The 21,496-nt window shown below is 63.8% G+C and carries 22 protein-coding genes; 10 read left to right on the forward strand and 12 right to left on the reverse strand.

Annotated elements, in window-relative coordinates:
* The first annotated feature begins 2 nt into the window (after positions 1 to 2).
* Genes IVB28_RS03710 through IVB28_RS03720 form a run of 3 tightly spaced genes read left to right on the forward strand, consistent with a single transcriptional unit; the run spans position 3 to position 3,932 of the window.
* Positions 3 to 1,112: a microcin C ABC transporter permease YejB gene (locus IVB28_RS03710; protein WP_247524702.1), complete on the forward strand. Its 1,110-nt coding sequence runs from the start codon at positions 3 to 5 to the stop codon at positions 1,110 to 1,112.
* Positions 1,112 to 2,290 (forward strand): ABC transporter permease, encoded by a 1,179-nt coding sequence (locus tag IVB28_RS03715; protein ID WP_247524703.1) that lies wholly within the window; start codon positions 1,112 to 1,114, stop codon positions 2,288 to 2,290. The genes IVB28_RS03710 and IVB28_RS03715 overlap by 1 nt, the downstream gene beginning before the upstream one ends.
* Before the next feature lie 4 nt (positions 2,291 to 2,294).
* Positions 2,295 to 3,932: an ABC transporter ATP-binding protein gene (locus tag IVB28_RS03720; RefSeq protein WP_247524704.1), complete on the forward strand. Its 1,638-nt coding sequence runs from the start codon at positions 2,295 to 2,297 to the stop codon at positions 3,930 to 3,932.
* A 6-nt stretch (positions 3,933 to 3,938) separates the two neighbouring features.
* Here the strand turns inward: IVB28_RS03720 and IVB28_RS03725 are convergent, their stop codons facing one another.
* Both IVB28_RS03725 and IVB28_RS03730 read right to left on the reverse strand, forming a co-directional pair.
* Positions 3,939 to 4,781 carry a C40 family peptidase gene (locus IVB28_RS03725; RefSeq protein ID WP_247524705.1) on the reverse strand — a complete coding sequence of 281 codons (843 nt, stop codon included), beginning with the start codon at positions 4,779 to 4,781 and terminating at the stop codon, positions 3,939 to 3,941.
* Positions 4,774 to 6,147, reverse strand: coding sequence for a leucyl aminopeptidase family protein (locus tag IVB28_RS03730; protein ID WP_247524706.1), 1,374 nt, complete (start codon positions 6,145 to 6,147; stop codon positions 4,774 to 4,776). Before IVB28_RS03730 ends, IVB28_RS03725 begins: the two co-directional genes overlap by 8 nt.
* Before the next feature lie 198 nt (positions 6,148 to 6,345).
* Here IVB28_RS03730 and IVB28_RS03735 point away from each other — a divergent pair, with 198 nt between their 5' ends.
* From IVB28_RS03735 to IVB28_RS03745, 3 genes are all read left to right on the forward strand, one after another.
* The gene (locus IVB28_RS03735) at positions 6,346 to 6,549 is read left to right on the forward strand and encodes a hypothetical protein (protein ID WP_247524707.1); all 204 of its coding nucleotides are present in this window, start codon (positions 6,346 to 6,348) and stop codon (positions 6,547 to 6,549) included.
* A gap of 291 nt (positions 6,550 to 6,840) precedes the next feature.
* Complete coding sequence (locus IVB28_RS03740; RefSeq protein ID WP_247524708.1) at positions 6,841 to 8,343, forward strand: metallophosphoesterase; 1,503 nt, start codon at positions 6,841 to 6,843, stop codon at positions 8,341 to 8,343.
* Positions 8,344 to 8,441: 98 nt separating this feature from the next.
* The gene (locus tag IVB28_RS03745; RefSeq protein WP_247524709.1) at positions 8,442 to 9,257 is read left to right on the forward strand and encodes a tetratricopeptide repeat protein; all 816 of its coding nucleotides are present in this window, start codon (positions 8,442 to 8,444) and stop codon (positions 9,255 to 9,257) included.
* 51 nt (positions 9,258 to 9,308) lie between these two features.
* Here the strand turns inward: IVB28_RS03745 and IVB28_RS03750 are convergent, their stop codons facing one another.
* The 10 genes from IVB28_RS03750 to IVB28_RS03795 form a co-directional block, all read right to left on the reverse strand.
* On the reverse strand, positions 9,309 to 10,283 hold the full coding sequence (locus IVB28_RS03750) for a type II secretion system F family protein (RefSeq protein ID WP_247524710.1): 975 nt from the start codon (positions 10,281 to 10,283) through the stop codon (positions 9,309 to 9,311).
* A gap of 9 nt (positions 10,284 to 10,292) precedes the next feature.
* Positions 10,293 to 11,270 (reverse strand): type II secretion system F family protein, encoded by a 978-nt coding sequence (locus IVB28_RS03755; protein ID WP_247524711.1) that lies wholly within the window; start codon positions 11,268 to 11,270, stop codon positions 10,293 to 10,295.
* A gap of 16 nt (positions 11,271 to 11,286) precedes the next feature.
* On the reverse strand, positions 11,287 to 12,756 hold the full coding sequence (locus tag IVB28_RS03760) for a CpaF family protein (RefSeq protein ID WP_247524712.1): 1,470 nt from the start codon (positions 12,754 to 12,756) through the stop codon (positions 11,287 to 11,289).
* Positions 12,757 to 12,777: 21 nt separating this feature from the next.
* Positions 12,778 to 14,046, reverse strand: a complete 1,269-nt coding sequence (locus IVB28_RS03765) for an AAA family ATPase (protein WP_247524713.1) — start codon at positions 14,044 to 14,046, stop codon at positions 12,778 to 12,780.
* Positions 14,043 to 14,777 carry a CpaD family pilus assembly protein gene (locus tag IVB28_RS03770; protein ID WP_247524714.1) on the reverse strand — a complete coding sequence of 245 codons (735 nt, stop codon included), beginning with the start codon at positions 14,775 to 14,777 and terminating at the stop codon, positions 14,043 to 14,045. Before IVB28_RS03770 ends, IVB28_RS03765 begins: the two co-directional genes overlap by 4 nt.
* Positions 14,778 to 14,796: 19 nt before the next feature.
* Entirely contained in the window at positions 14,797 to 16,272 is a 1,476-nt protein-coding gene (locus IVB28_RS03775; protein WP_247525333.1) for a type II and III secretion system protein family protein, read from the reverse strand.
* An 11-nt stretch (positions 16,273 to 16,283) separates the two neighbouring features.
* Positions 16,284 to 17,081, reverse strand: coding sequence for a Flp pilus assembly protein CpaB (cpaB, locus tag IVB28_RS03780; RefSeq protein WP_247524715.1), 798 nt, complete (start codon positions 17,079 to 17,081; stop codon positions 16,284 to 16,286).
* Between the two features lie 127 nt (positions 17,082 to 17,208).
* Positions 17,209 to 17,733: a prepilin peptidase gene (locus IVB28_RS03785; RefSeq protein ID WP_247524716.1), complete on the reverse strand. Its 525-nt coding sequence runs from the start codon at positions 17,731 to 17,733 to the stop codon at positions 17,209 to 17,211.
* Positions 17,734 to 17,855: 122 nt separating this feature from the next.
* Positions 17,856 to 17,996: a hypothetical protein gene (locus IVB28_RS03790; protein ID WP_247525365.1), complete on the reverse strand. Its 141-nt coding sequence runs from the start codon at positions 17,994 to 17,996 to the stop codon at positions 17,856 to 17,858.
* 74 nt (positions 17,997 to 18,070) lie between these two features.
* Positions 18,071 to 18,235, reverse strand: a complete 165-nt coding sequence (locus tag IVB28_RS03795) for a Flp family type IVb pilin (protein WP_027544253.1) — start codon at positions 18,233 to 18,235, stop codon at positions 18,071 to 18,073.
* A 270-nt stretch (positions 18,236 to 18,505) separates the two neighbouring features.
* Here IVB28_RS03795 and IVB28_RS03800 point away from each other — a divergent pair, with 270 nt between their 5' ends.
* From IVB28_RS03800 to IVB28_RS03815, 4 genes are all read left to right on the forward strand, one after another.
* A complete protein-coding gene (locus tag IVB28_RS03800; protein WP_247524717.1) occupies positions 18,506 to 19,333 on the forward strand; it encodes a sterol desaturase family protein in 828 nt (275 codons plus the stop codon).
* Between the two features lie 156 nt (positions 19,334 to 19,489).
* Positions 19,490 to 19,987 carry a pilus assembly protein N-terminal domain-containing protein gene (locus IVB28_RS03805; RefSeq protein ID WP_247524718.1) on the forward strand — a complete coding sequence of 166 codons (498 nt, stop codon included), beginning with the start codon at positions 19,490 to 19,492 and terminating at the stop codon, positions 19,985 to 19,987.
* A 222-nt stretch (positions 19,988 to 20,209) separates the two neighbouring features.
* Positions 20,210 to 20,791: a TadE/TadG family type IV pilus assembly protein gene (locus tag IVB28_RS03810; RefSeq protein WP_247524719.1), complete on the forward strand. Its 582-nt coding sequence runs from the start codon at positions 20,210 to 20,212 to the stop codon at positions 20,789 to 20,791.
* A gap of 23 nt (positions 20,792 to 20,814) precedes the next feature.
* The gene (locus tag IVB28_RS03815) at positions 20,815 to 21,429 is read left to right on the forward strand and encodes a TadE/TadG family type IV pilus assembly protein (protein ID WP_247524720.1); all 615 of its coding nucleotides are present in this window, start codon (positions 20,815 to 20,817) and stop codon (positions 21,427 to 21,429) included.
* The last annotated feature ends 67 nt before the right edge of the window (positions 21,430 to 21,496 follow it).

The following is a 21,496-nucleotide window of genomic DNA, read 5'->3' on the forward strand; positions in this document are numbered from 1 at the left end:
CCATGAGCGCCTATATCGCCCGCCGCATCCTGCTGATGATCCCGACCTTGCTCGGGATACTCTTCGTTTCCTTCATCGTCGTGCAGTTCGCGCCGGGCGGCCCGGTCGAGCGCGTGATCGCGCAGCTCTCGGGCGCCGACACTGGCGGCACTTCGCGGATTTCGGGCGGCAGCGACTTTGCGCAGCGCGCGCCCGGGCAAGTCGGGGCCGGTGGCGATGCCATCAACTCGAAATATCGCGGCGCGCAGGGTCTTGATCCCGACTTCATCAAGAAGCTCGAGGTGCAGTTCGGCTTCGACAAGCCGGCACCGGAACGCTTCGCGCTGATGGTGTGGAATTTCGCCCGATTCGATTTCGGCAAGAGCTATTTCCGCGACGTCAGCGTTCTGCAACTCATCAAGGAGAAGCTGCCGGTTTCGATCTCACTCGGGATCTGGCTGACGCTGATCACCTATCTGATCTCGATTCCGCTCGGCATCCGCAAGGCGGTGAAGGACGGCACGCGCTTCGACACCTGGACATCGACCATTCTCGTGCTGGGCTATGCCATTCCCGGCTTCCTGTTCGCAATCCTGCTCATCATCCTGTTTGCCGGCGGCTCCTTTTTCAACTGGTTCCCGCTGCGCGGGCTGACCTCCGACGGCTGGGCGCAGTTTCCCTGGTACTGGAAGATCATCGATTATTTCTGGCATCTGACGCTGCCGTTGATCGCCATGGGGCTAGGTGCCTTCACCACCATGACGTTCCTGACCAAGAACTCGTTCCTGGACGAGATTCGCAAGCAATACGTGATGACCGCGCGCGCCAAGGGCTGTAGCGAGGGCCGGGTGCTTTACGGCCATGTCTTCCGCAATGCCATGCTGATCGTGATCGCCGGCTTCCCCGGGACCTTCATCCACGCCTTCTTTTCCGGCTCGCTGCTGATCGAGACCATCTTCTCGCTGGACGGATTGGGACTGCTCAGTTTCGAGAGCGTGCTCAACCGCGACTATCCCGTGGTGTTCGGCACGCTCTATATCTTCTCGTTGGTCGGCCTCGTGATCAACCTGGTCTCCGACCTGACCTACATGTGGATCGACCCCCGGATCGATTTCGAGGCGCGGGAGGTCTGATGACGATTACCGCACCGACGCCGATCGAGACCACGACCCAGTCCCCGCTGGGCGAGGTCGTTCCGATCACGCGCAAGCCGTTCGCTCCTTCGCCGCTCAACAGGCGGCGCTGGCAGAATTTCAAGGCGAACCGCCGCGGCTACTGGTCGTTCTGGATCTTCATCGCCCTGTTCGTGGTCTCGCTGCTCGCGGAGCTGATCGCCAACGATCGTCCATTCCTGATCAAGTTCGATGGCCGTCTCTACTGGCCCGCCTTCGTGACCTATTCGGAAACCACCTTCGGCGGCGACTTCGAAACCGCGGCGGACTATCGCGATCCCTATTTGCAGAAGCTGATCAAGGAGAAGAACGGCAGCATCGTCTGGCCGCTGATCCGTTATTCTTACGACACGCACAATCTCGACTTGCCGACGCCTGCGCCATCGCCACCGACCTGGATGCTGACCGAGAAGCAATGCAAGCCGGTGGTGGAGAAGAAGGGGCTGAAGGGCTGCCGCGATCTCGAATACAACTGGCTCGGCACCGACGATCAGGGGCGTGACGTGGTCGCGCGGCTGATCTACGGCTTCCGCATCTCGGTGCTGTTCGGCCTTTGTCTCACCATCGTCTCGTCCGTCATCGGAATCGCGGCAGGCGCGGTGCAGGGTTATTTCGGCGGTCGGGTCGATCTCATCTTCCAGCGTTTCATCGAGATCTGGACGGCGATCCCCTCGCTCTATCTTCTCCTGATCCTGTCCTCGGTGCTCGTGCCGGGCTTCTTCGTGCTGCTCGGCATCCTCTTGCTGTTCTCCTGGGTCTCGCTGGTCGGTCTCGTGCGGGCCGAATTCCTGCGCGGGCGCAACTTCGAATACATCCAGGCGGCGCGGGCGCTCGGTGTCTCCAACCCGATCATCATGTTCCGCCACCTGCTGCCGAACGCGATGGTCGCGACCATGACGTTCCTGCCCTTCATCGTGTCAAGTTCGGTGATGACGCTGACGGCGCTGGATTTTCTGGGCTTCGGCCTGCCGCCGGGATCGCCTTCGCTCGGCGAGTTGCTGTCGCAGGCCAAGTCCAATGTGCAGGCGCCCTGGCTCGGCTTCTCCGGCTTCTTCTCGGTCGCGATCATGCTGTCGCTCTTGATCTTCACCGGCGAAGCCGTGCGCGACGCCTTCGATCCGCGCAAGACCTTCAGGTAAGCCAATGGACGCGATCAACCAGCCCCTGCTTGCCGTTCGCGACCTCTCAGTGGCCTTCCACCAAGGCGGCGCCACCACGCTTGCGGTCGACAAGGTCTCGTTCCAGATCAAGCGCGGCGAATGCCTCGCACTGGTCGGTGAATCCGGCTCCGGCAAATCCGTCAGCGCGCTCTCGATCCTCAAGCTCTTGCCCTATCCGAACGCCTCGCACCCCTCGGGCAGCATCCGCTTCAAGGGGCAGGAACTGATCGGCCGGTCCGAGCGGGAGATGCGGGAGATTCGCGGCAGCGATATCTCCATCATCTTCCAGGAGCCGATGACCTCGCTCAATCCGTTGCACACGATCGAGGCGCAGATCGGCGAGATTATCCAGCTGCACAATCCAACCAGCAATGCCGAGGCGCGCAGACGGACGCTGGAATTGCTGACGCAGGTCGGCATCCCTGAGCCCGAGACGCGGCTGAAGAGCTATCCGCATCAGCTCTCCGGCGGTCAGCGCCAGCGCGTGATGATCGCGATGGCGCTCGCCAACGAGCCGGATCTGTTGATCGCCGACGAGCCGACGACGGCGCTCGATGTCACCGTGCAGGCGCAGATCCTGACGTTGCTCGCCGAGATCCGCTCGCGGCTTGGCATGAGCCTGCTGTTCATCACCCACGATCTCGGCATCGTGCGCCGCATCGCCGAAACCGTCTGTGTCATGAAGAGCGGCGAGATCGTCGAGCAGGGGCCGGTCGAGCAGGTCTTCAAGTCGCCGACACATCCCTATACGCGCGATCTGCTTGCCGCGGAGCCGAAGCCGGATCCGGCGCCTCCGCAGCCGGACGCGCCGGTCGTGATGTCGGCCGATGATCTCAAGGTCTGGTTTCCGATCAAGCGCGGCCTGATGCGCAAGACAGTCGGCCACATCAAGGCGGTCGACGGCGTCAGCATCGCCGTGCGCAAGGGCGAGACGCTTGGGGTCGTCGGCGAATCCGGCTCGGGCAAGACCACGCTGGGACTGGCGCTGATGCGGCTGATCTCCTCGAACGGGCGCATCGTGTTCTTGGGAAAGGACATCCAGGGCCTGCGTTTCAAGGAGATGCGGCCTTTCCGGCGCGACATGCAGATCGTGTTCCAGGACCCGTTCGGCTCGCTCTCACCGCGCATGTCGGTTGCCGACATCATCGCCGAAGGTCTTTCCGTGCATCAGCCGAAGCTGTCGCGCGAAGAACGCGAGGCGCGCGTCGTCAAGGCGCTGGAAGACGTCGGGCTGAAGCCCGATACCCGCTACCGCTATCCACATGAATTCTCTGGCGGCCAGCGCCAGCGCATCAGCATCGCGCGGGCGGTCGTGCTCGAGCCCGATTTCGTCGTGCTGGACGAGCCGACCAGCGCGCTCGACATGCTGTTCCAGGCGCAGATGGTCGATCTGCTGCGCGAGCTGCAGCGCAAGCGCGAGCTCACCTACATGTTCATCTCGCACGATCTGCGCGTCGTCGCCTCGCTCGCGAGCCACCTGATCGTGATGCGCGGCGGCAAGGTCGTCGAAGAGGGACAGGCCGCCGAGCTGTTCAAGACCCCGAAGACGGATTACACGCGGGCGCTGTTCGCGGCGGCGTTCCGGCTGGAGACCGCCGGCAACGGCTCGGTGGCGACGTAAGCCCCGTCAGAGCCGCTTGATCGCAACGACCTCGCTGCCGGCCTGCCTGATCCGCGCGATGGCCGGTTCGATCGGCTCGATCACGGTCGCCATGTGATGCGCGTTGGCGTGAACCATGGTGCTGCCATCGCGTACGATCGCGACATGGCCCTTCCAGAAGATCAGATCGCCGCGCTGCAAGCTGCTCCGTTCATGCGCCTCCAGGGCGCGACCGAGTCCGGCCTGCTGCATGTCGCTGTCGCGCGGGCAGCCGGTGCCCGCAGATGCCAGTGAGACCTGGACGAGGCCGGAGCAATCGATGCCAAGACTGCTCTTGCCGCCCCACAGATAGGGCGTGCCGACGAAGCGCTCAGCGGCGGCGACGAAATCCGGCTCGCGATGATCGAGCGGCGCGAGATGCGACTTCGGCAGATATCTGCCGTCGCGCGTCACGGCGAAGCTGCCGTCTTCGCGCGCCACCGTGAGCTTGGATCCCATCACGAGCGTCTCGGCCGGCGGCAGCTTGATCGACGGGCCGGGAAAAGCAAACGTCCGCAGCGCGCCGACCATGTGAGTTGGGGCGGCCGATGGCTTGATGAGGACGGCGTCCGGCAGCCAGCCGACATAGCCGTCGCCGGCAAGCTGGCCCCAGGCCCAGCCCTCGCCGTTGCGGTCGTAGACCGTGACGCGTTCGCCGCGCAGTGCCTCCGTCATCAGCATCGCGTTCGAAGACGGCTGCTCGCGCACCGGCGCGATCGGTTCGACCACCTCGAATTCCTCGCCTGTGACGAAGCGATCCGCCTCAACCTTGCCTTCGAGATATTTCGCGGCGAGGTCGCCTCGCGCCGGTGTTATTCGCGGATCAAGCATATCGCTCGCTCAGCAAGGTGTAGATGGCGCGCGCGGCCTGGCACTCGCCGCCCTCCGGGCGTGCCGGTTTTGCCGACGGCGTCCAGCCGTAGATGTCGACATGCAGCCAGCTCTTGGCCTGCTCGACGAAGCGTTGCAGGAACAGCGCGCAGGTGATCGAGCCGGCAAAGCCGCCTGATGGCGCGTTGGTGATGGTGGCGGTCTTGGAGTCCAGCCACGCATCGTAAGGCGGCCACAGCGGCATGCGCCACAACGGATCGTTCTCCTTCACCGCGCAACGCGCAAGGTCGGCGGCAAGGGTCTCATCATTGGTGTAAAAGGGCGGTAAATCCGGCCCCAGCGCGACCCGTGCCGCGCCGGTCAGCGTGCCGAGATCAATCAGCAGATCGGGCTTCTCTTCGTCGGCCAGCGCCAGTGCGTCGGCGAGAACCAAACGGCCTTCCGCATCGGTATTGCCGATCTCGACCGTGATGCCCTTGCGCGAGGTGAAGATGTCGAGCGGGCGGAAGGCGTTGCCCGCGATCGCGTTCTCGACGGCCGGGATCAGCACGCGCAGGCGGATCCTGAGCTTCGAATCCATCACCATGCGCGCAAGCGCCAGCACGTTGGCGGCGCCGCCCATGTCCTTCTTCATGATCAGCATGCCGCTTGACGGCTTCAGGTCGAGCCCGCCGGTGTCGAAGCAGACGCCCTTGCCGACCAGCGTCACCTTGGGATGATCAGGATTGCCCCAGCCGATGTCGATCAGCCGCGGGGCGCGACAGGATGCCATGCCGACGGCGTGGATCAGCGGAAAACTAGTCTTCAAATCCTCACCGATGGTGCAGGCGTAGCTTGCGCCGAACTCCGCGGCGAGATCTTGCGCGGCGGCGGCGAGCTCCGCCGGCCCCATGTCGTTGGACGGCGTGTTGATGAGGTCGCGCGCGAGCATTGCTGCATCGGCGATCCGCTCCATCCGGGCCGCATCGACGCCATCAGGCGGCACCAGCCGGACGTCGGGGCGATCAGCCTTGCGGTAGCGCGCGAAGCGGTAGCACCCCAGTGCGAAGGCGAGCGCCGCCAGCCGTGCATCGTGGGGGGCATTGGCAAAGCGATAAGTGCCCGGCGGCAGAAGTCCCGGCAGGGCGCCAGGCCGGAACAGATCGCGGGATCTTGCACCCTCGTCCTCGAGCCCGAACAGCACCTGCTCAATCGCACCGTCAGGCGCAGGCAACGCGAGATAGGCGCCCGGCTTGGCAGTAAAGGCGCATGCCGTGGCGAACGCGCGTTGCGGCGGCGGTAGCGCCTCGGCGACCTGATCCCAGCTCGATTTGGTGACGAAGGTGATCGGGATCGCGGTGGACGATGTCTCGAAGACAGAAGGCATTGGCGGGTCCCGATCGTCGGATCAAACGGGTCATACGGACGGACGAGACTTCGCAGAGTTTGGCCGCTGCTGCAATCGGCTTTGCTGTCACCGTTCAGCGAGCCGCTACTCGCGGCAAGGGGGCCGTGCTAGGTTCCGGCAACGGTCGCCAGATGGAAATCGGTCGACCGACGACAAAGCCCGCCGGGAGGAAGTGCAATGGAATTTGTGTGGAGCGTGGTCACATTTGTCGGCCAAGCCGTCGGGGCGATTTTTGGCTATGTCGAGCACCACCATTGGATCTTCGCGCTCCTTGCCGGCGGCTACGTCTTTTATCTCCATGACCGATCCGTCCACGCGCGGTTCGATGCGCTGGACAAGCGCGTCGACGAAATCCGCAAGCGGCTTGCCATCGAATTTTGATCGGGCGAGACGAAACCGTTGCACGGCAAGTCTCGTATCTCTCATGCTGAGAACGGACATTCGCGCGAGCGCGGACGGAGGGCTTTACTAGCGCCACGGTTGTGGCATGTTAGGTGAATATTTTAGATTGTGTCGCGCGCCTCTGCACGGATCGGGAGCATGGACGCGGCGGCACGCAATTGATACTTGCCCGAGGTCACCTTGCCCGGGCTGCGACCGGACTCAACCTGTTCGTCCACGCATTTCTCGCATCGTCTTGGGCGGCGCAGCATTGGCAAATGAGCGGCGCAAATGGATAGATCTTTCGTCATTGCGCAGATTTCCGACCTGCATCTGGACGGGTCGGGTCGGCTGCTTGCGACGATCGAGGCGCTCACTGCCGCTCTCCGCGAAAGAATGGCGGACCTCGCCGATGTCCCCGATCGCATCCTGCTGATCACGGGGGATCTCGTGGACGATCCGACGCCGCGCGCGCTCGACGAAACGCTCGCCGTCATGGCGTCTCTCCGGCAGACCGGTGTGTTCACCGACATTCAGGCTGTGGCCGGCAATCACGACGTCAAGCGGCCCAGCCAGCGGGCCGGCCGTCACGACGTCTACGATTACCTGCATCTGCCGCGGACCTCGAAGAGCGTCTATTACCGGCAGGCCGGTCTCGACCTGGTGTTGCTGGATTCCAACCGCGCTAGCCTGACGACGCTTGCGAGCGGCAATATCGATGAGGGCACCTACAAGGCGATAGTCGCAGATTCCGCCCGGCTGAGCGTCGAGCTCGCGAGCAGCATGGGTTCTGCGGGGCGTGCCGATTATGCCGAGCCGACGGAAAACCTCGTGCGCGTGCTGGCCCTGCATCATCATCCGCTGCCGCAGGCGACCGGAGAGGGAAAGCGCTTTCTTGGCGTTCCCGACGAGCCGCTGATGTATCTGGCAGCGCCCGCAACCTTCCTCGAAGCGGCAACCTCCCTCAACGTCGATCTGGTGCTGCATGGTCACCGGCATGTCGAGGGACTGACCCGCTATTCCATCCCTGATCCACGCGCAACCTCGAGCGAGAGCGGCGAAGCGTTCTGGCGCACGATCTACGTGCTCTCCTGTCCATCCTCGACCGGGCAGGCCGGCGACGATGCAGGCTTCAACATCATCCATTTTGGTCCCACGTCCAATGCCGGCCGCACGGACTACCGCTTCGCGATCGCGCGCTATTCCAGGCCGCGCAACCACGGCGCTTTCAGGTTGCTCGACTCGAACTTGCCCGACGGCGCCATCAGGCTGCCGGCAGGGCGGGACTTTTCCCGTGATCCGGGGGTCCAGTCGGCGATCGAGATCGCCTCATGCGGCTCGCTGAAGCGGGATCAGGTCGCAGTGATCGCGCGCCGATTGTTCATGCGCCGCAGCTTTTACGATGAAGCCGAGCCGGACTGGGCGAACGCGTTCTACACTTATGTCGTCTCGTCCCGTGCATGGACGGACCTCGAAGGTAAGTTCGCGAGGTCCGGACCCAGGTCTGACATCGACGCATGGTTCGCCGTGAGAACACTGCTCGGCCGATTGATCGCGCAATCCGCCGAAATGCTCGGCGTCGATCGCGCTCAGCTCGACGAGCTCTCCGGCAGGCGCTTGATCAACTGCGATGATTTCCTGCGCCAACTGCCGAGGCTGTCCGGCGAGGGCTTAGGTGCCCAGCAGCCGGCGAGGCAGAGGCGGCGATTGTTGCGGGACCTGAACGAGCAGGTGAAGGCGCTCGGCCTCGACCTTGATCTCGGCGGTGAGGCGCCGCCGCAAACGTCGCCGTGAAAGGTAGGGCCCGGAAAGTGGCATTAACCGGCCGTTAGGGTTAACAGTCTATTGCTGGCGCGTTCGGCTCGATCAATCGGCTCGAGAGTCAAGGCGTCATGCGTCAACGGTTCAGTTTTGCCAGGCTTCTTGCGTCTACGTCGGTGGTCGCGGCATTGGCCATGGGCCTCGCCGGCTGCACGGCGATGCCGAACCTCTCGGACGTGACGGGCTCGGTCGGCGGTCCGCGGGCGGAGGCGGCTCCCAGCGATCCGGTTCGCGCCGTCGAGGTCTATGGCGATCGCTACCGCGCCAATCCCAAGGACGCCGACGCAGCGCTTGCCTACGGTCAGGCCTTACGTGCCAACGGTCAGCGCGCCCAGGCCGCCGCCGTGCTCGAGCAGGCGACCATCGCCAATCCGGGCAACAAGGCGCTGCTCGCCCTGTACGGTCGCGCCCTCGCCGACAACGGCAATTTCCAGCAGGCCCACGACGTCCTGTCGAAAGCGCATTCGCCTGATAATCCGGACTGGCGCCTGCTCTCGGTGCAGGGCACTGCGCTGGATCAGATGGGCCGTCACGAGGAGGCGCGTTCCTACTATTCGAGCGCGCTCAAGATCGCGCCGGGTGATCCCGGCGTACTTTCCAACCTCGGTCTGTCCTACATGTTGTCGCGAGACTTGCCGAAGGCCGAAGACGCGCTGCGCCAGGCCTACGCTTCGCCGCGCGCGAGCACCCGCGTGCGACAGAATCTCGGCCTCGTCGTCGGTCTTCAGGGTCGCTTTGCGGAAGCCGAGACCATCGTGAAGGCAGATCTGCCACCTGACCAGGCCGCTGCCAATGTCGCCTATCTCAAGGAGATGCTCAGCCGCAGTGAGGGCCCGCGCGGCGCACCGAAGCGGACGCCGGTCGCCTCGCTCAGCCAGCCCGACTGATCAGATCCACAGGCCTTGACGTCAGGGGCGAACCGCGGGTCGGGCCCCGTCTCAGTGCAGCTCGGTGATCTTGATGCCGGTCGGCCCGAGAATGACGACGAACAGCACGGGAAGGAAGAACAGAATCATCGGCACGGTCAGCTTCGGCGGCAGGGCGGCCGCCTTCTTCTCGGCCTCGTTCATGCGCATGTCGCGGTTTTCCTGCGCCATGACGCGCAAGGAATGCCCGAGCGGGGTGCCGTAACGCTCCGCCTGCTGAAGCGCGAGACACACCGACTTGACGCCTTCGAGCCCGGTGCGCCGCGCCAGGTTCTCATAGGCAACCTTGCGATCCTGCAGATAGGACAATTCAGCCGTGGTCAGCGTGAACTCTTCCGACAGTGCGATCGATTGTCCCACGATCTCGGTGGCGACTTTCCGGAATGCCATCTCGACCGACATGCCGGATTCGATGCAGATCAGGAGCAGGTCGAGCGCATCGGGAAAGGCGCGCTTGATCGAGAGCTGACGCTTGGAAATCGCGTTCCTGAGGAACAGCATCGGTGCCTGGAGGCCGAGATAGGCGGCGCCGACGCACATGCCGATCTTGATCGGCAACGACTGCTCCATATGCGCGATGCCGAAAACGTAGACGACCGAGCCGATGAACAGCACGATCGGCGCGACCATGCGGGCAAACAGGAAGGTGATGTAGGGCGCATGGCCGCGGTAACCAGCCATGATGAGCTTGTTCCGGGCGGCCTCCTGCGCGAGCCATTTGGTGAGGTTGAAGTCCTCGACGACCCTGGAGACGAGCTGTTTCGGGGTCTGGCGCAGCGTGACCTTTTCGTTCTTGTTGAGGCGCTCGCGCTCGCGCTGTCGGATGCGTTCGCGTTCGCTCGCCACCGCCTTCATGCGCTTGGAGAGGCCTTCGCCGGCAAATAGCGGCATCACCAACGTATATACCGTGGCGCTGGCGGCGATGGCCGCCAGCATCATGGTCATGAAGCGAACGTCGTGCAGTTTCGAGACGAGGAAATCGACCATACGGCACCGTCAGAAATCGAAATTGATCATCTTCTTCATCACCATGATGCCGACCGACATCCAGACGACGCAGCCGACCAGCATCAGCTGGCCGGTGGGATGGGTCCAAAGCAGCGAGATGTATTGCGGTGTCGTGAGATAGACCAGGAACATCACGATCGGCGGCAGCGAGCCGATGATGCCGGCCGAAGCCTTGGCCTCCATCGACATCGCCTGGATCTTCTCTTTCATCTTCTTGCGGTCGCGCAGCACCTTGGAGAGGTTGCCGAGCGCTTCGGAAAGGTTGCCGCCGGACTTCTGCTGGATCGAGATGACGATGCCAAAGAAGTTGGCCTCCGGCAGCGGCATGCGGTCGTAGAGGCGCGCGCAGGCCTCGCCGAGCGGCATGCCGATCGCCTGCGTCTCGATGATCGACAGGAACTCGCTGCGCAGCGGCTCCGGCGCGTCGGCGGCGACGACCTTGATCGATTCGAACAGCGGCAGGCCCGCCTTGATGCCGCGGACGATGACGTCGACCGCGTCGGGCAGCGCCGCCAGGAATTTGGATTCGCGTCGTTTCTTCAGGAAGCCGAGCGCCCACCGTGGGAGGCCGAAGCCGCCGGCAAAAGCGAGGCCGGCGGCACCGAGCAGGCCGCCCCCGACAAACAGGGCGGCCGCGAACAGTACGCCCGCCACGACGGCGGACACGACCCAGAACTTCTGCGGCGTCCAGTCGAGCCCAGCCTGCGACAGGCGCACGTTGAGCGGGACGCTCTTCTCCTGCTGGCGCCGCGCCTCAAGGTCCTTGAGTGAGGTCTCGACCTGCTCGCGGCGCGTTCGCTGGCTCTTGTCGGTCTGCTTGGCCGCGGGCGCGTCGGCACGCGAGATCGAGGCGCGACGGCTTTCCGCCTTTCGTTCGCCGGACAGGAGCGGATAAAGAAAGACCCAGGCCATGCCGCCGACGGCGGCGGTGGCGAGAAAGGCGAGGGCGAGGACCTGGATGTTCATGTCTTTGCTGACCTGCTCACGTAGTCGGCGCGACTTCCGCCGCATCCAGCGCGGCGGCAAGGCGCTTCTCGTCGCCGTAATAGCGGGCGCGTTCCCAGAATCTCGGACGGCCGATGCCGGTCGAGCGGTGCCGGCCGATGATCTTGCCGTTGGCGTCCTCGCCGATCATGTCATAGAGGAAGACGTCCTGGGTGATGATGGTGTCGCCTTCCATGCCCATCACCTCGGTGATGTGGGTGATGCGGCGCGAGCCGTCGCGCAGGCGCGCGGCCTGGACGATGACGTCGATCGAGGCGCAGATCATCTCGCGTATGGTGCGCGAGGGCAGCGAGAAGCCGCCCATCGTGATCATGGATTCGCAGCGCGACAGCGCCTCGCGCGGATTGTTGGCGTGCAGCGTCCCCATCGACCCGTCATGGCCGGTGTTCATGGCCTGGAGCAGGTCGAACGCCTCCGGGCCGCGGACTTCGCCGACGATGATGCGTTCAGGACGCATACGCAGGCAGTTGCGCACCAGCTCGCGCATGGTGACCTGGCCTTCGCCCTCGATGTTGGGCGGACGGGTTTCAAGCCGCACCACGTGAGGCTGCTGCAGTTGCAGTTCGGCCGCGTCCTCGCAGGTGATGATGCGCTCGTCATGCTCGATATAGTTGGTCAGACAGTTGAGCAGCGTGGTCTTGCCCGAGCCGGTACCGCCGGAAATCAGCACGTTGCAGCGGACGCGGCCGATGATCTGGAGGATTTCCGCGCCTTCCGGCGAGATCGCGCCGAACTTGACGAGCTGATCCAGCGTCAGCTTGTCCTTCTTGAATTTACGGATGGTGAGCGTCGGCCCGTCGATCGACAGCGGCGGCACGATGGCGTTGACGCGGGAACCGTCGGCGAGGCGTGCGTCGCAGATCGGCGAGGATTCGTCGACGCGCCGACCGACCTGGCTGACGATGCGCTGGCAGATGTTGAGGAGCTGCTGGTTGTCACGGAAGCGAATTCCCGTGCGCTGGATCTTGCCGGCCACTTCGATGTAGACGGTATTGGCGCCGTTGACCATGATGTCGGCGATGTCGTCGCGCGACAGCAGCGGCTCGAGCGGCCCATAGCCGAGAACGTCGTTGCAGATGTCGTCGAGCAGTTCCTCCTGCTCGGCGATCGACATCACGATGTTCTTGATCGCGATGATCTCGTTGACGATGTCGCGGATTTCCTCGCGCGCGGACTCCGAATCGAGCTTGGCGAGCTGGGCCAGGTCGATCGCCTCGATCAGCGCGCCGAAGATGGTCGCCTTGACGTCGTAATAATTGTCCGAACGCCGGCTCTCCATGGCCGGAGGCGGCGGGGCCTTGGCAGGAGCAAGCGGCGGGGAGGCGACAGCCGGCGGAGGCGGGGCGCGCGACACCGTCGGCGCCGGAGCCTGGGCAGGCTCGGGCGACACGGCGCCGGGCTTGGGAGCCCGAAGGTCGGTGTCTGTTCCGCTACGCTTACCGAACACTTAACAACTCCATGCGGCGGCTTATTTTCCCCGCAACTTGTCAATCAGGGGTGAAAACAGGGACGATTTTTGTTTCTTGGTCTCGCTGCGGCCGGTCAGGCGCTGGGCGATCTGAAGGAACATCTCGATCGATTTGTGGTTGGCCGAGATCTCCGCGATCATCTGGCCGTTATTGGCTGCTGAGCCGAAAATCTGCGGCTCGAACGGGATCGAGACGATCGGCTGGCTCTCGATCGCCTTGGCGAACTCCGCGGCGGCGATTTCGGGTCGCTTCGGCACGCCAACCTGGTTCAGGCAGTAGAGCGGCGGCCGGTCGTTGGGACGCGCGGCCTTCAGCAGATCGAACAGGTTCTTGGTATTGCGCAAATTGGCGAGGTCCGGCGCGGCCACGATCAGGATGTCATCCGCTCCGATCAAGGCACGCTTGGTCCAGCCCGACCATTGATGCGGAATGTCGAGCACGATGCAGGGCATGGTGGAGCGCAGCGTGTCGAACACGGAGTCGAATGCGTCGCTGCCGAAATCATAGACACGGTCCAGCGTCGCCGGCGCCGCGAGCAGGCTGAGATGGTCGGTGCATTTCGACAGCAGGCGGTCGATGAAGGCGGTGTCGACGCGATCGGGTGAGAACACGGCGTCGGCAATGCCCTGCGGCGGATCCTGGTTGTAGTCGAGCCCGGCGGTGCCGAAGGCGAGGTCGAGATCGGCGACGACGGCGTCCATTGCGAGGTCGCGCGCGATCGCCCAGGCGACATTGTGGGAGATGGTGGAAGACCCGACGCCGCCCTTGGCGCCGACGACGGCGATGATGCGGCCGACCGCCTTGGCTTCCGGCGCCGAGAACAGGTTGCAGATCGAGCGTACGACGTCGATCGCGCCGACCGGCGCGAGCACATAGTCGCTGACGCCGCGGCGCACCAGTTCGCGGTAGAGCATGACGTCGTTGATGCGGCCGATCACGACCACGCGGGTCCCGGCGTCGCAGACGGTGGCGAGCTGGTCGAGCCCGCTCAAGAGATCGTTGCGGCCGTCGCTCTCGAGCACGATCACGTTCGGGGTGGGAGCCGAGCGGTAGGCTTCGACCGCGGCCGCCATGCCGCCCATCTGGATCTTCAGATGGGCCTTGCCGAGGCGGCGATCCTCGCCGGCCGACTGGACCGCGGCAGCGGTTTCCACGGTCTCGCAAAAGGCCTGGACCGAGACGCGCGGCGCGGGCGCAATATGCTCCTCGGCCGGCGGAGGACCTGCTTCCGGCTGCTCTTCGTGTGTCTGGCGAGCGTAGCTGATCATTTGCCGGTGTCGCTGAGTTTGGCCTTGTCGGCGTCGGAATAGGTGGTCGCCGTCGAGAGTCCCTTGCGATACTTCTCGAGACCGGTGATGCGTCGGGCCGTGTAGGTCGGCGTTTCGGGGCGCGGCTGCTCGAGGTCCGACGGATTGTCGACCATCGCCGCGAGGTTACGCTGGTAGGCGCAACCGTGATTGTAATAGTCCTTGTTCTCGAACCAGCTCTTGTTCTTCATCGATGGGCCGATGTCCTCCGGCCACAGGCCGCAGGGGCCCGCGACCGCGGCGATCTTGGAATAGGTCAGCCGGATCGGCGGCAGGAAACGCTTGTCTTCCGGCTGGTAGGGGCGGACGTTGACGCCGCGCGGCGGAACGCCTGCCGCTGCCAGCATCGCCTGGATTTCTCGCATCGTGTCCGCAACCGGACGCGCGTTGGGCGTGCCGGACGGCATGTCGATACGGATGGCGCCTGTGCCTTCGTGCAACCAGGCCGACGCGACGCCCATCACGTCGGCGCGCTGGGCGGCGGTCAAGCCGCCGCGGGCATGGCCGACGAACACGACGATCGAGCGGTTCTGCTCCTCGATGGCGATCGGATGGCGCTGCTTGTAGTCGTCGGGAACGGAGGCGGTGACGACTTCGTCGTGCTGGCAGCCGCAGAGCGCCAGCGCTACGCCGACGAGCGCGCCACCGAGGCGGATGGCGCGCTTGCGAAGCTGGGGTGGTCTTGTGATCATCGTGAAGTCCCCGTTCCGCTCAGTCGGTGATGAAGCCGTAAGTGCCGCGGTAGTTCTTGGCCGGTTCGCTCCGGCCAGGCACGCCGTAGATGCGGTTGATGTTGCCGATCAGCTGTGCCTGCGGATCCGCGGACGGGGCAAAGCCGTCATCCGGTCGCGACAGGTCCTTTGGCGACACCGCGCGAACGACGTAAGGCGTCACGATCAGGACCAGCTCGGTCGCGTTATTGACGAAGTCGCGGCTGCGGAACAGCGTGCCGAGGATCGGGAGCTGCATCAGTCCGGGCAGGCCGCTGACCGCCTGCTTGGTCTGCTGGTGGATCAGGCCGGCCATCGCCATTGCGCCGCCGGAGGGAATTTCCAGCGAGGTCTCCGCGCGGCGGGTCCTGATCGAGGGCACCGTCAGCGAGTTCACCGAGGTCGAGGTCACGGCCTGCGACAACGTGATCGCATTTTCGTTCGACAGCTCGGAAACCTCGGTCATCACCCTCAGGCTGATCTTGCCTTCGCTCAGCACCACGGGGGTAAAGTTGAGCGAGATGCCGAACTTCTTGAAGCTGATCTGGGTGTTACAGACATGCGTGGTGGGGTCGCACGCATAGCCTGCCGGGACCGGAAATTCACCGCCGGCAAGGAACGTTGCCGATTCACCGGAGATCGCGGTCAAGTTCGGTTCGGCCAGCGTGCGGATCACACCCGCGGTTTCCATCGCGCGCAGGGTGGCCTGCACCGACGGCGCGCCGCCGAACTTCGTGGTCAGACTGTTGCCGTCCACGAGGTTCTTGCCGAAAGCCGTGAACGGATTCGAGTTGGAGAAGGTCACCACGGAGGTGCCGTAGCTGAGGTTGGCGGTCAGGTCGATTCCGAGCTGCTTGACGATGTTGCGCTGGACCTCGGCCACCGTCACCTTGAGCATGACCTGGTCGCGGCCGCGGACCACGATCGAATTCACCACCTTGTCGGCGCCTCCGGCCAGGCGCGCGGCGAGATCGTTGGCCTGCTGCGCTTCCAAGGGGTTCGCCGCCGTTCCGGTCAGGACGATGCCGTCGCCGAGTCCGTCGATCTGGATGTCTGAATTGGGCAGGACCTGCTTCAGCGCGGCCCGCACGCCGTTGAGGTCGCGCTTGACCGCGATGTCATAGGCCGCGATCTGCTGACCGGCGGAATCGAAGAACACGATATTGGTCTGGCCGACAGCGGCGCCGATGATGTAGGCGCGTTGTGCGGAGCGTACCACCGCATTGGCGATCTTGGGATCGGCGACCAGTACGTCCTTGATGTCCCGCGGCAGGTCGATCACGATGGACTTGCCGACGCCGAGCGAGAGGAAGCGCGCGTTCATCTGGCCGTCCGCGGTGGCCGACGCCACGGGGCGGTAATCGGCGGCGACAACGGGGGTCAGCACCGGATTGAGCGCCAGCGCGACAGCGGCCGAAAACGACAGGGCGCGGACCACGGAGGTTCGCATCGTCGCCATATCCACCCTGCATCTCATATCGACTGTCTTCATCGTGCTTTCGCCGTCTGACTTGGAATGCCGTAGCGAATGATCGAAACACCGTCGCGCTTCTGGGCGGATTCATCGAGCGTGATTTCGCTCATCTTGACGTCGACGATGCTGCGCAGCGCCAGCGACAGCGTGCCGCTCTGGCGGGCCGCCGAAAGCGTCGCGGTCTGCGCGGGATTGAGCTCGAGGGTGACGGTCTTCCCGACCACCGCGTTCTGGCCGTCCTTCTCCTTCGGCGCCTGATCGATGGCCAGGACACGGATATTGGCCAGGATGATCTCGGAGGTGACGACGTCGGGGGCGCCGCTGCTCTGGTCCGGGTTCTTCAACCGGCGTGTGAGAAGGACGTCGACGCGATCGTTGGGCAGGATGAAGCCGCCTGCACCGGTCTCCGGCGAGATCTCGGTCGAGATCGCCCGCATGCCGGTGGGCAGGATTGCCGCCATGAATCCGGAGCCTTCGGCCTTGACCAGCTTCTGGTCGCGAATCGGTTCACCCTGAATGAAGGGAGCGCGCGCGATCGAGCCGGTGACCTGGGTCGCCCCTTCGGGACGCTCGTTGCGGCGGATGAAAGTGGCGCTGGCGGTCGCGGCCGGCCAGGTTTGCCATTGCACGTCTTCCAGCTTCACGGTCTGGCCGAGGCCGATGTCGTTCTTGGCGACGAGAACGTCGACGGTGGGAAGCTGCGCGACCGGGGCCGGAGGCGGCGCAGAATTGTCAGAGCCGCTCGCCAGATACGCGGCGACGCCGCCGGCGCAGATGGCGACCGTCAGGACGACAATGCGTGCCCTATTCATACGCTTCACTTTCCAACAAACGCCGCGACGCTGCCGCCGCCGTAATCGGCAGTTGACCAGCTATTCGTCAAAGCATGGTTAATGAGGCGTATCTAAATCGCCTTAACGCCGGGTTTACCCCGTGCGTTCAGCGCAGTGCGACGTGGGCGAGGTCGATGGCCTTCACCCATTCGGTCTCCGGGTAGACCATCAACGCGCTCAGGGCGAGCGCGATGCCATAGGGGATGCCGCTCTCCTTGGCGTGCAGGCGCGCAAGCCAGGCCTGACCCGCCAGCCCGTAGGGCAGCGGCCATTGCCGGAACTGGAGCAGGAGCAGCGTCAGCGCGCCGCCGAACAGCGAGGCATAGAGCAGAAAGTTCATCAACTGCGCGAACCCGAACCAGAGCGCGACCGAGGCCGCGACCTTGGCGTCGCCGCCGCCGACCCAGCCCATCGCAAAGCAGGTAAAGGCCACGACCAGGACAAGCGCGCCGGCGCCGACATGACTGAGCATCTCGTAAGGTGCCATGCCACCGGCGAGGGCAAGTGCGAAGAAGCCTGCGACCAGCGCCAGCGACACACGGTTCGAGATCGTCATCGTGAAGAGATCGCTCGCGGCGGCGAACGCCATCAGGGCCGGGAAGAGCAGAAGGCGCGCAAGGTCGAGGATCATGGGCTGCGTCTTGAGGCCAGGGTTTGCCGCGGGAACCGGCGTCGGGCGATGCTAGCCGGCAGTGCTAAACAAACCGACAACGGCAGCGAGGCTCGCGGGCGGCAAAGCCGCAGAACGCGCGCTCACCAGAGGCTGGCAATGCGCGCGGCGAGCACGGTTGTTGCAAGCAGCAGCGCAAGGCAGACCCAATACACCGGCGAGCCGGCCTGCGCCGCCCCTGCCTCGTTCGCCGCGAGCGCGGCATCGGTTCTGTACTCGCGCAACGCCACTGGAACTCGCCGTCTTCAAAAACAAAGGCCCCGGAGATCCGGGGCTTTTGCCGTCGTTCTTCGGTCGCTTACTTCAGCGACGTGCTGATCGAGGTGAACTTGGTGTTCAGCGTGGTGCCGAGATTGTTGACGACGGTGATGATGGCGAGCGCGATGCCGGCGGCGATCAAACCGTATTCGATGGCGGTGGCGCCGGATTCATCCTTCGCGAAACGTGCAATCAAGTTCTTCATGAACAAAACTCCATCTGGGGTGAAGATCGCCTCGTTCGGCGCCGTCTTTGACCTCGTGACCATGAGAGCCGAGCTCTTTCGGTAGAGTTAATTCGATCAAGCAAACCCCATTCTGGCGCGATGCTTTCGCCCAGAGTGAATTTCGCCTTAAGGCAGCGGCTGCAATTCGCTCCGGTTCCAGATGCATCGTCAGCGCGGCGGCGACTTCACCCTCCCTTAAATTTAGCGGTGTAGGGGTAAGAGAACCGGAATCCGCGGAGAGAGGCGACGATGTCGAGCCTGCCCATGCTAGTCGCCCTGATGCTCGGCGAGACCATCGTGAAGGTGATCCCCGTCACCTTCGTGCTCGCGGCCGTCTTCACCGTGCTCGAGCATTTCTGGGCCTGCAATCCCGGCAAGCCGTGGTGGCGCAAGCGGGAGATCATCACCGATATCTGTTACTGGTTCTTCGTTCCGGTGTTCGCCCGCACCATGCGGATCGGACTTCTGATCGTCGGCGCCAGCGCAATCTTCAACATCCACGATGCCGACGGGCTCATCGCCTTCTACGACAACGGCCATGGTCCGCTGGCGCAGCTGCCCCTGTGGCTGCAGGCCGTGCTATTCCTGATGCTGTCTGATTTCATGCTGTATTGGCTGCACCGGCTTTTCCATGACGGCGGCTTCTGGAAGTACCACGCGGTCCATCACTCCTCGGAGGAAATCGGGTGGATTTCCGCGGCCCGCTTCCATCCCGTCAATCTCATGCTCGGGACGATCAGCGTCGACGTCGTGCTGCTGATGGCCGGCATCTCACCGAACGTCATGATCTGGGTCGGCCCGTTCACCACCTTCCATTCGGCCTTCGTGCACGCCAACCTGAACTGGACCTTCGGACCGTTCAAATATTTGCTGGCAACGCCGGTTTTCCACCGTTGGCACCACACCTCGCTCCAGGAGGGTGGCAACACCAATTTCGCGGGAACGTTCCCCATTTGGGACGTGCTGTTCGGCACCTTCCGGATGCCGGAGGGACGGCTGCCGCAGGACTACGGCAAGGACGAAGCCACCATGCCGAAGGAGTTCGGGGGCCAACTGGCCTATCCGTTCCGCCGCTAGCATTGGAATATCGGGCCGCAAACGCCGGTCCGTTCAAACAATAGTCGGCGAGTTTGCGGAACGTTCACGAATTAAAGGCAGGTTACCCGGGTCGGGCACTGGCTCCGCTTGTTTCTGGTCGCTTCTGCCGGTTTGTGTCGTCCCGGGGGTAAGAGTATGCGTAAAGAATTGCTGCGCCGTCATGCGCGCGTCTGTCTTCTGGTTGCCGCCGCAGTGCTGGCATCGCCGGTTGCCGGCCTCGCCGAGCCCACCGCCGACACCATCGCCGTCAATGTCGACCAGGCCAAGCTGGTGCGGCTGCCCGGCAAGGTAGCCACCATCGTGGTCGGCAATCCCCTGATCGCGGACGTCACCCTTCAACCCGGCGGCATGATCGTCGTGACCGGCAAGGGCTATGGTGCCACCAATTTCATCGCGCTCGACCGGAGCGGCGAGATTTTGGTCGACCGCCAGATCCAGGTCGAAGGTCCGAGCGACCGGCTCGTCACCGTCTATCGCGGAGTCGAGCGCGAGTCCTACAGCTGCGTACCGCTTTGCCAGCGTCGCGTGACGCTCGGCGACAGTGACACCTACTTCAACAACACGATGAGCCAGGCCGGTTCGCTGAGCAGCAGTGCCAGCGGCAACGCCAGTGCGGGCACCAAACCTAACTAGCCAGGTCGATTGCGGGGCTGACCCGGGCAGGATCGCCTGGTCCGGCCTCGGGCATTTTCGGATGTCAGGCGAGGTCTCCGCGCGCGGTCTTTGCGGGCCTCGCATGGCTAACGCATCCTTAACGATGCGGTTCGCCGGGCCTGAACCGCCGGCAACACTTAAACAATCAGTTTTAGCTATTGAATGAAGCAGAGGATCGCCGCTGCTGGGGAATTTGTCGCGATGGCATCGCTTCCACCTACGAGGTTCACGCTCCGCAAAGTGCTGTCCCGGTTTCGGGGCAGCCGCCGCGGCTCCGCCGCCGTCGAGTTCGCGCTGGTCGCTCCGATTTTCTTCGCGCTGCTGTTCGCCATCATCGAGACGGCGCTGGTGTTCTTCGCAGGCCAGGTGCTGGAGACCGTCACCCAGAATTCTGCGCGTGCCATTCTGACCGGCCAGGCGCAAGCGCAGGGCGGCTCGGTTGCAGCCTGTCAGACGACGCCCAACGTGGTCGCGGCGTGCGATCAGACCACGTTCAAGACCTATGTCTGCAGCCAGATCCCGGCGCTCTTCGATTGCAGCAAGCTTTACGTCGACGTGGTGAGTACCAGTTCCTTCACGACGCTGAGCCTCGCCAGTTACGGTGATTCCTGCAACTTCAATCCGGTCGGCGTGCAATACAACCCCGGCAACTCCAGCCAGGTCGTCGTCGTGCGGCTGTTCTATCAGTGGCCGCTCTTCGTCACCGGCCTCGGCTACAACATCGGTTGCAGCAGCAAGCGACTGCTGGTGGCGACCGCAGCCTTCAAGAACGAACCCTTCTGACGCAGATGGATCTGAGCGGACCAATGCAGGCGATTGCGAATTTCTTGAAGAATGCCCGCTGCTCGGTGCGCGACTTCGTCGCCGACAGGCGCGCGCTGGCGGCGACTGAATTCGCGGTCATCGTGCCGCTGATGCTGGTGATGTTCTTCGGTACGGTCGAATTCTCGTCGGCCGTGGCGATTGATCGCAAAGTCACATTGATTGCGCGGACACTGTCCGATCTGACTTCGCAGTCGACGACGCTGACCGATTCAGACATGCAGAACACGTTCACGGCAAGCATCTCGATCATCATGCCTTACGACGCTACGCTCGTGAAAGGCTCGATCTCCCAGATCTATATCGATGCCAACAGCATTGCCACCGTCCAGTGGAGCAAGGCCGGCACCATTGCGAGCGGCGCGACGCAAGCGACGCTGGCGACCTCGGTTCGGAAGGCCGGCGACAAGGTGACAAGTGAGCTTCCCTCGACGCTGTTGATTCCGTCGACCTACCTCATCCTCAGCGAGGCGAGCTACATTTACAAACCTTCCGTGGGCTACGTGCTGAAGGCGAGCATCCCGCTGAGCGATCTCTCCTACACGCGGCCGCGCCAGGTCACCTGCGTCCCCTACAACAATGTGCCGTCCTCGTGCTGACATCCGCGAGCAGGCCCCCACAATGAAAAAGGCCGTGCGTCGCGCACGGCCTTTTTGTTTTCGTGGG

Source organism: Bradyrhizobium sp. 199, assembly GCF_023073355.1.
Classification (GTDB): domain Bacteria; phylum Pseudomonadota; class Alphaproteobacteria; order Rhizobiales; family Xanthobacteraceae; genus Bradyrhizobium.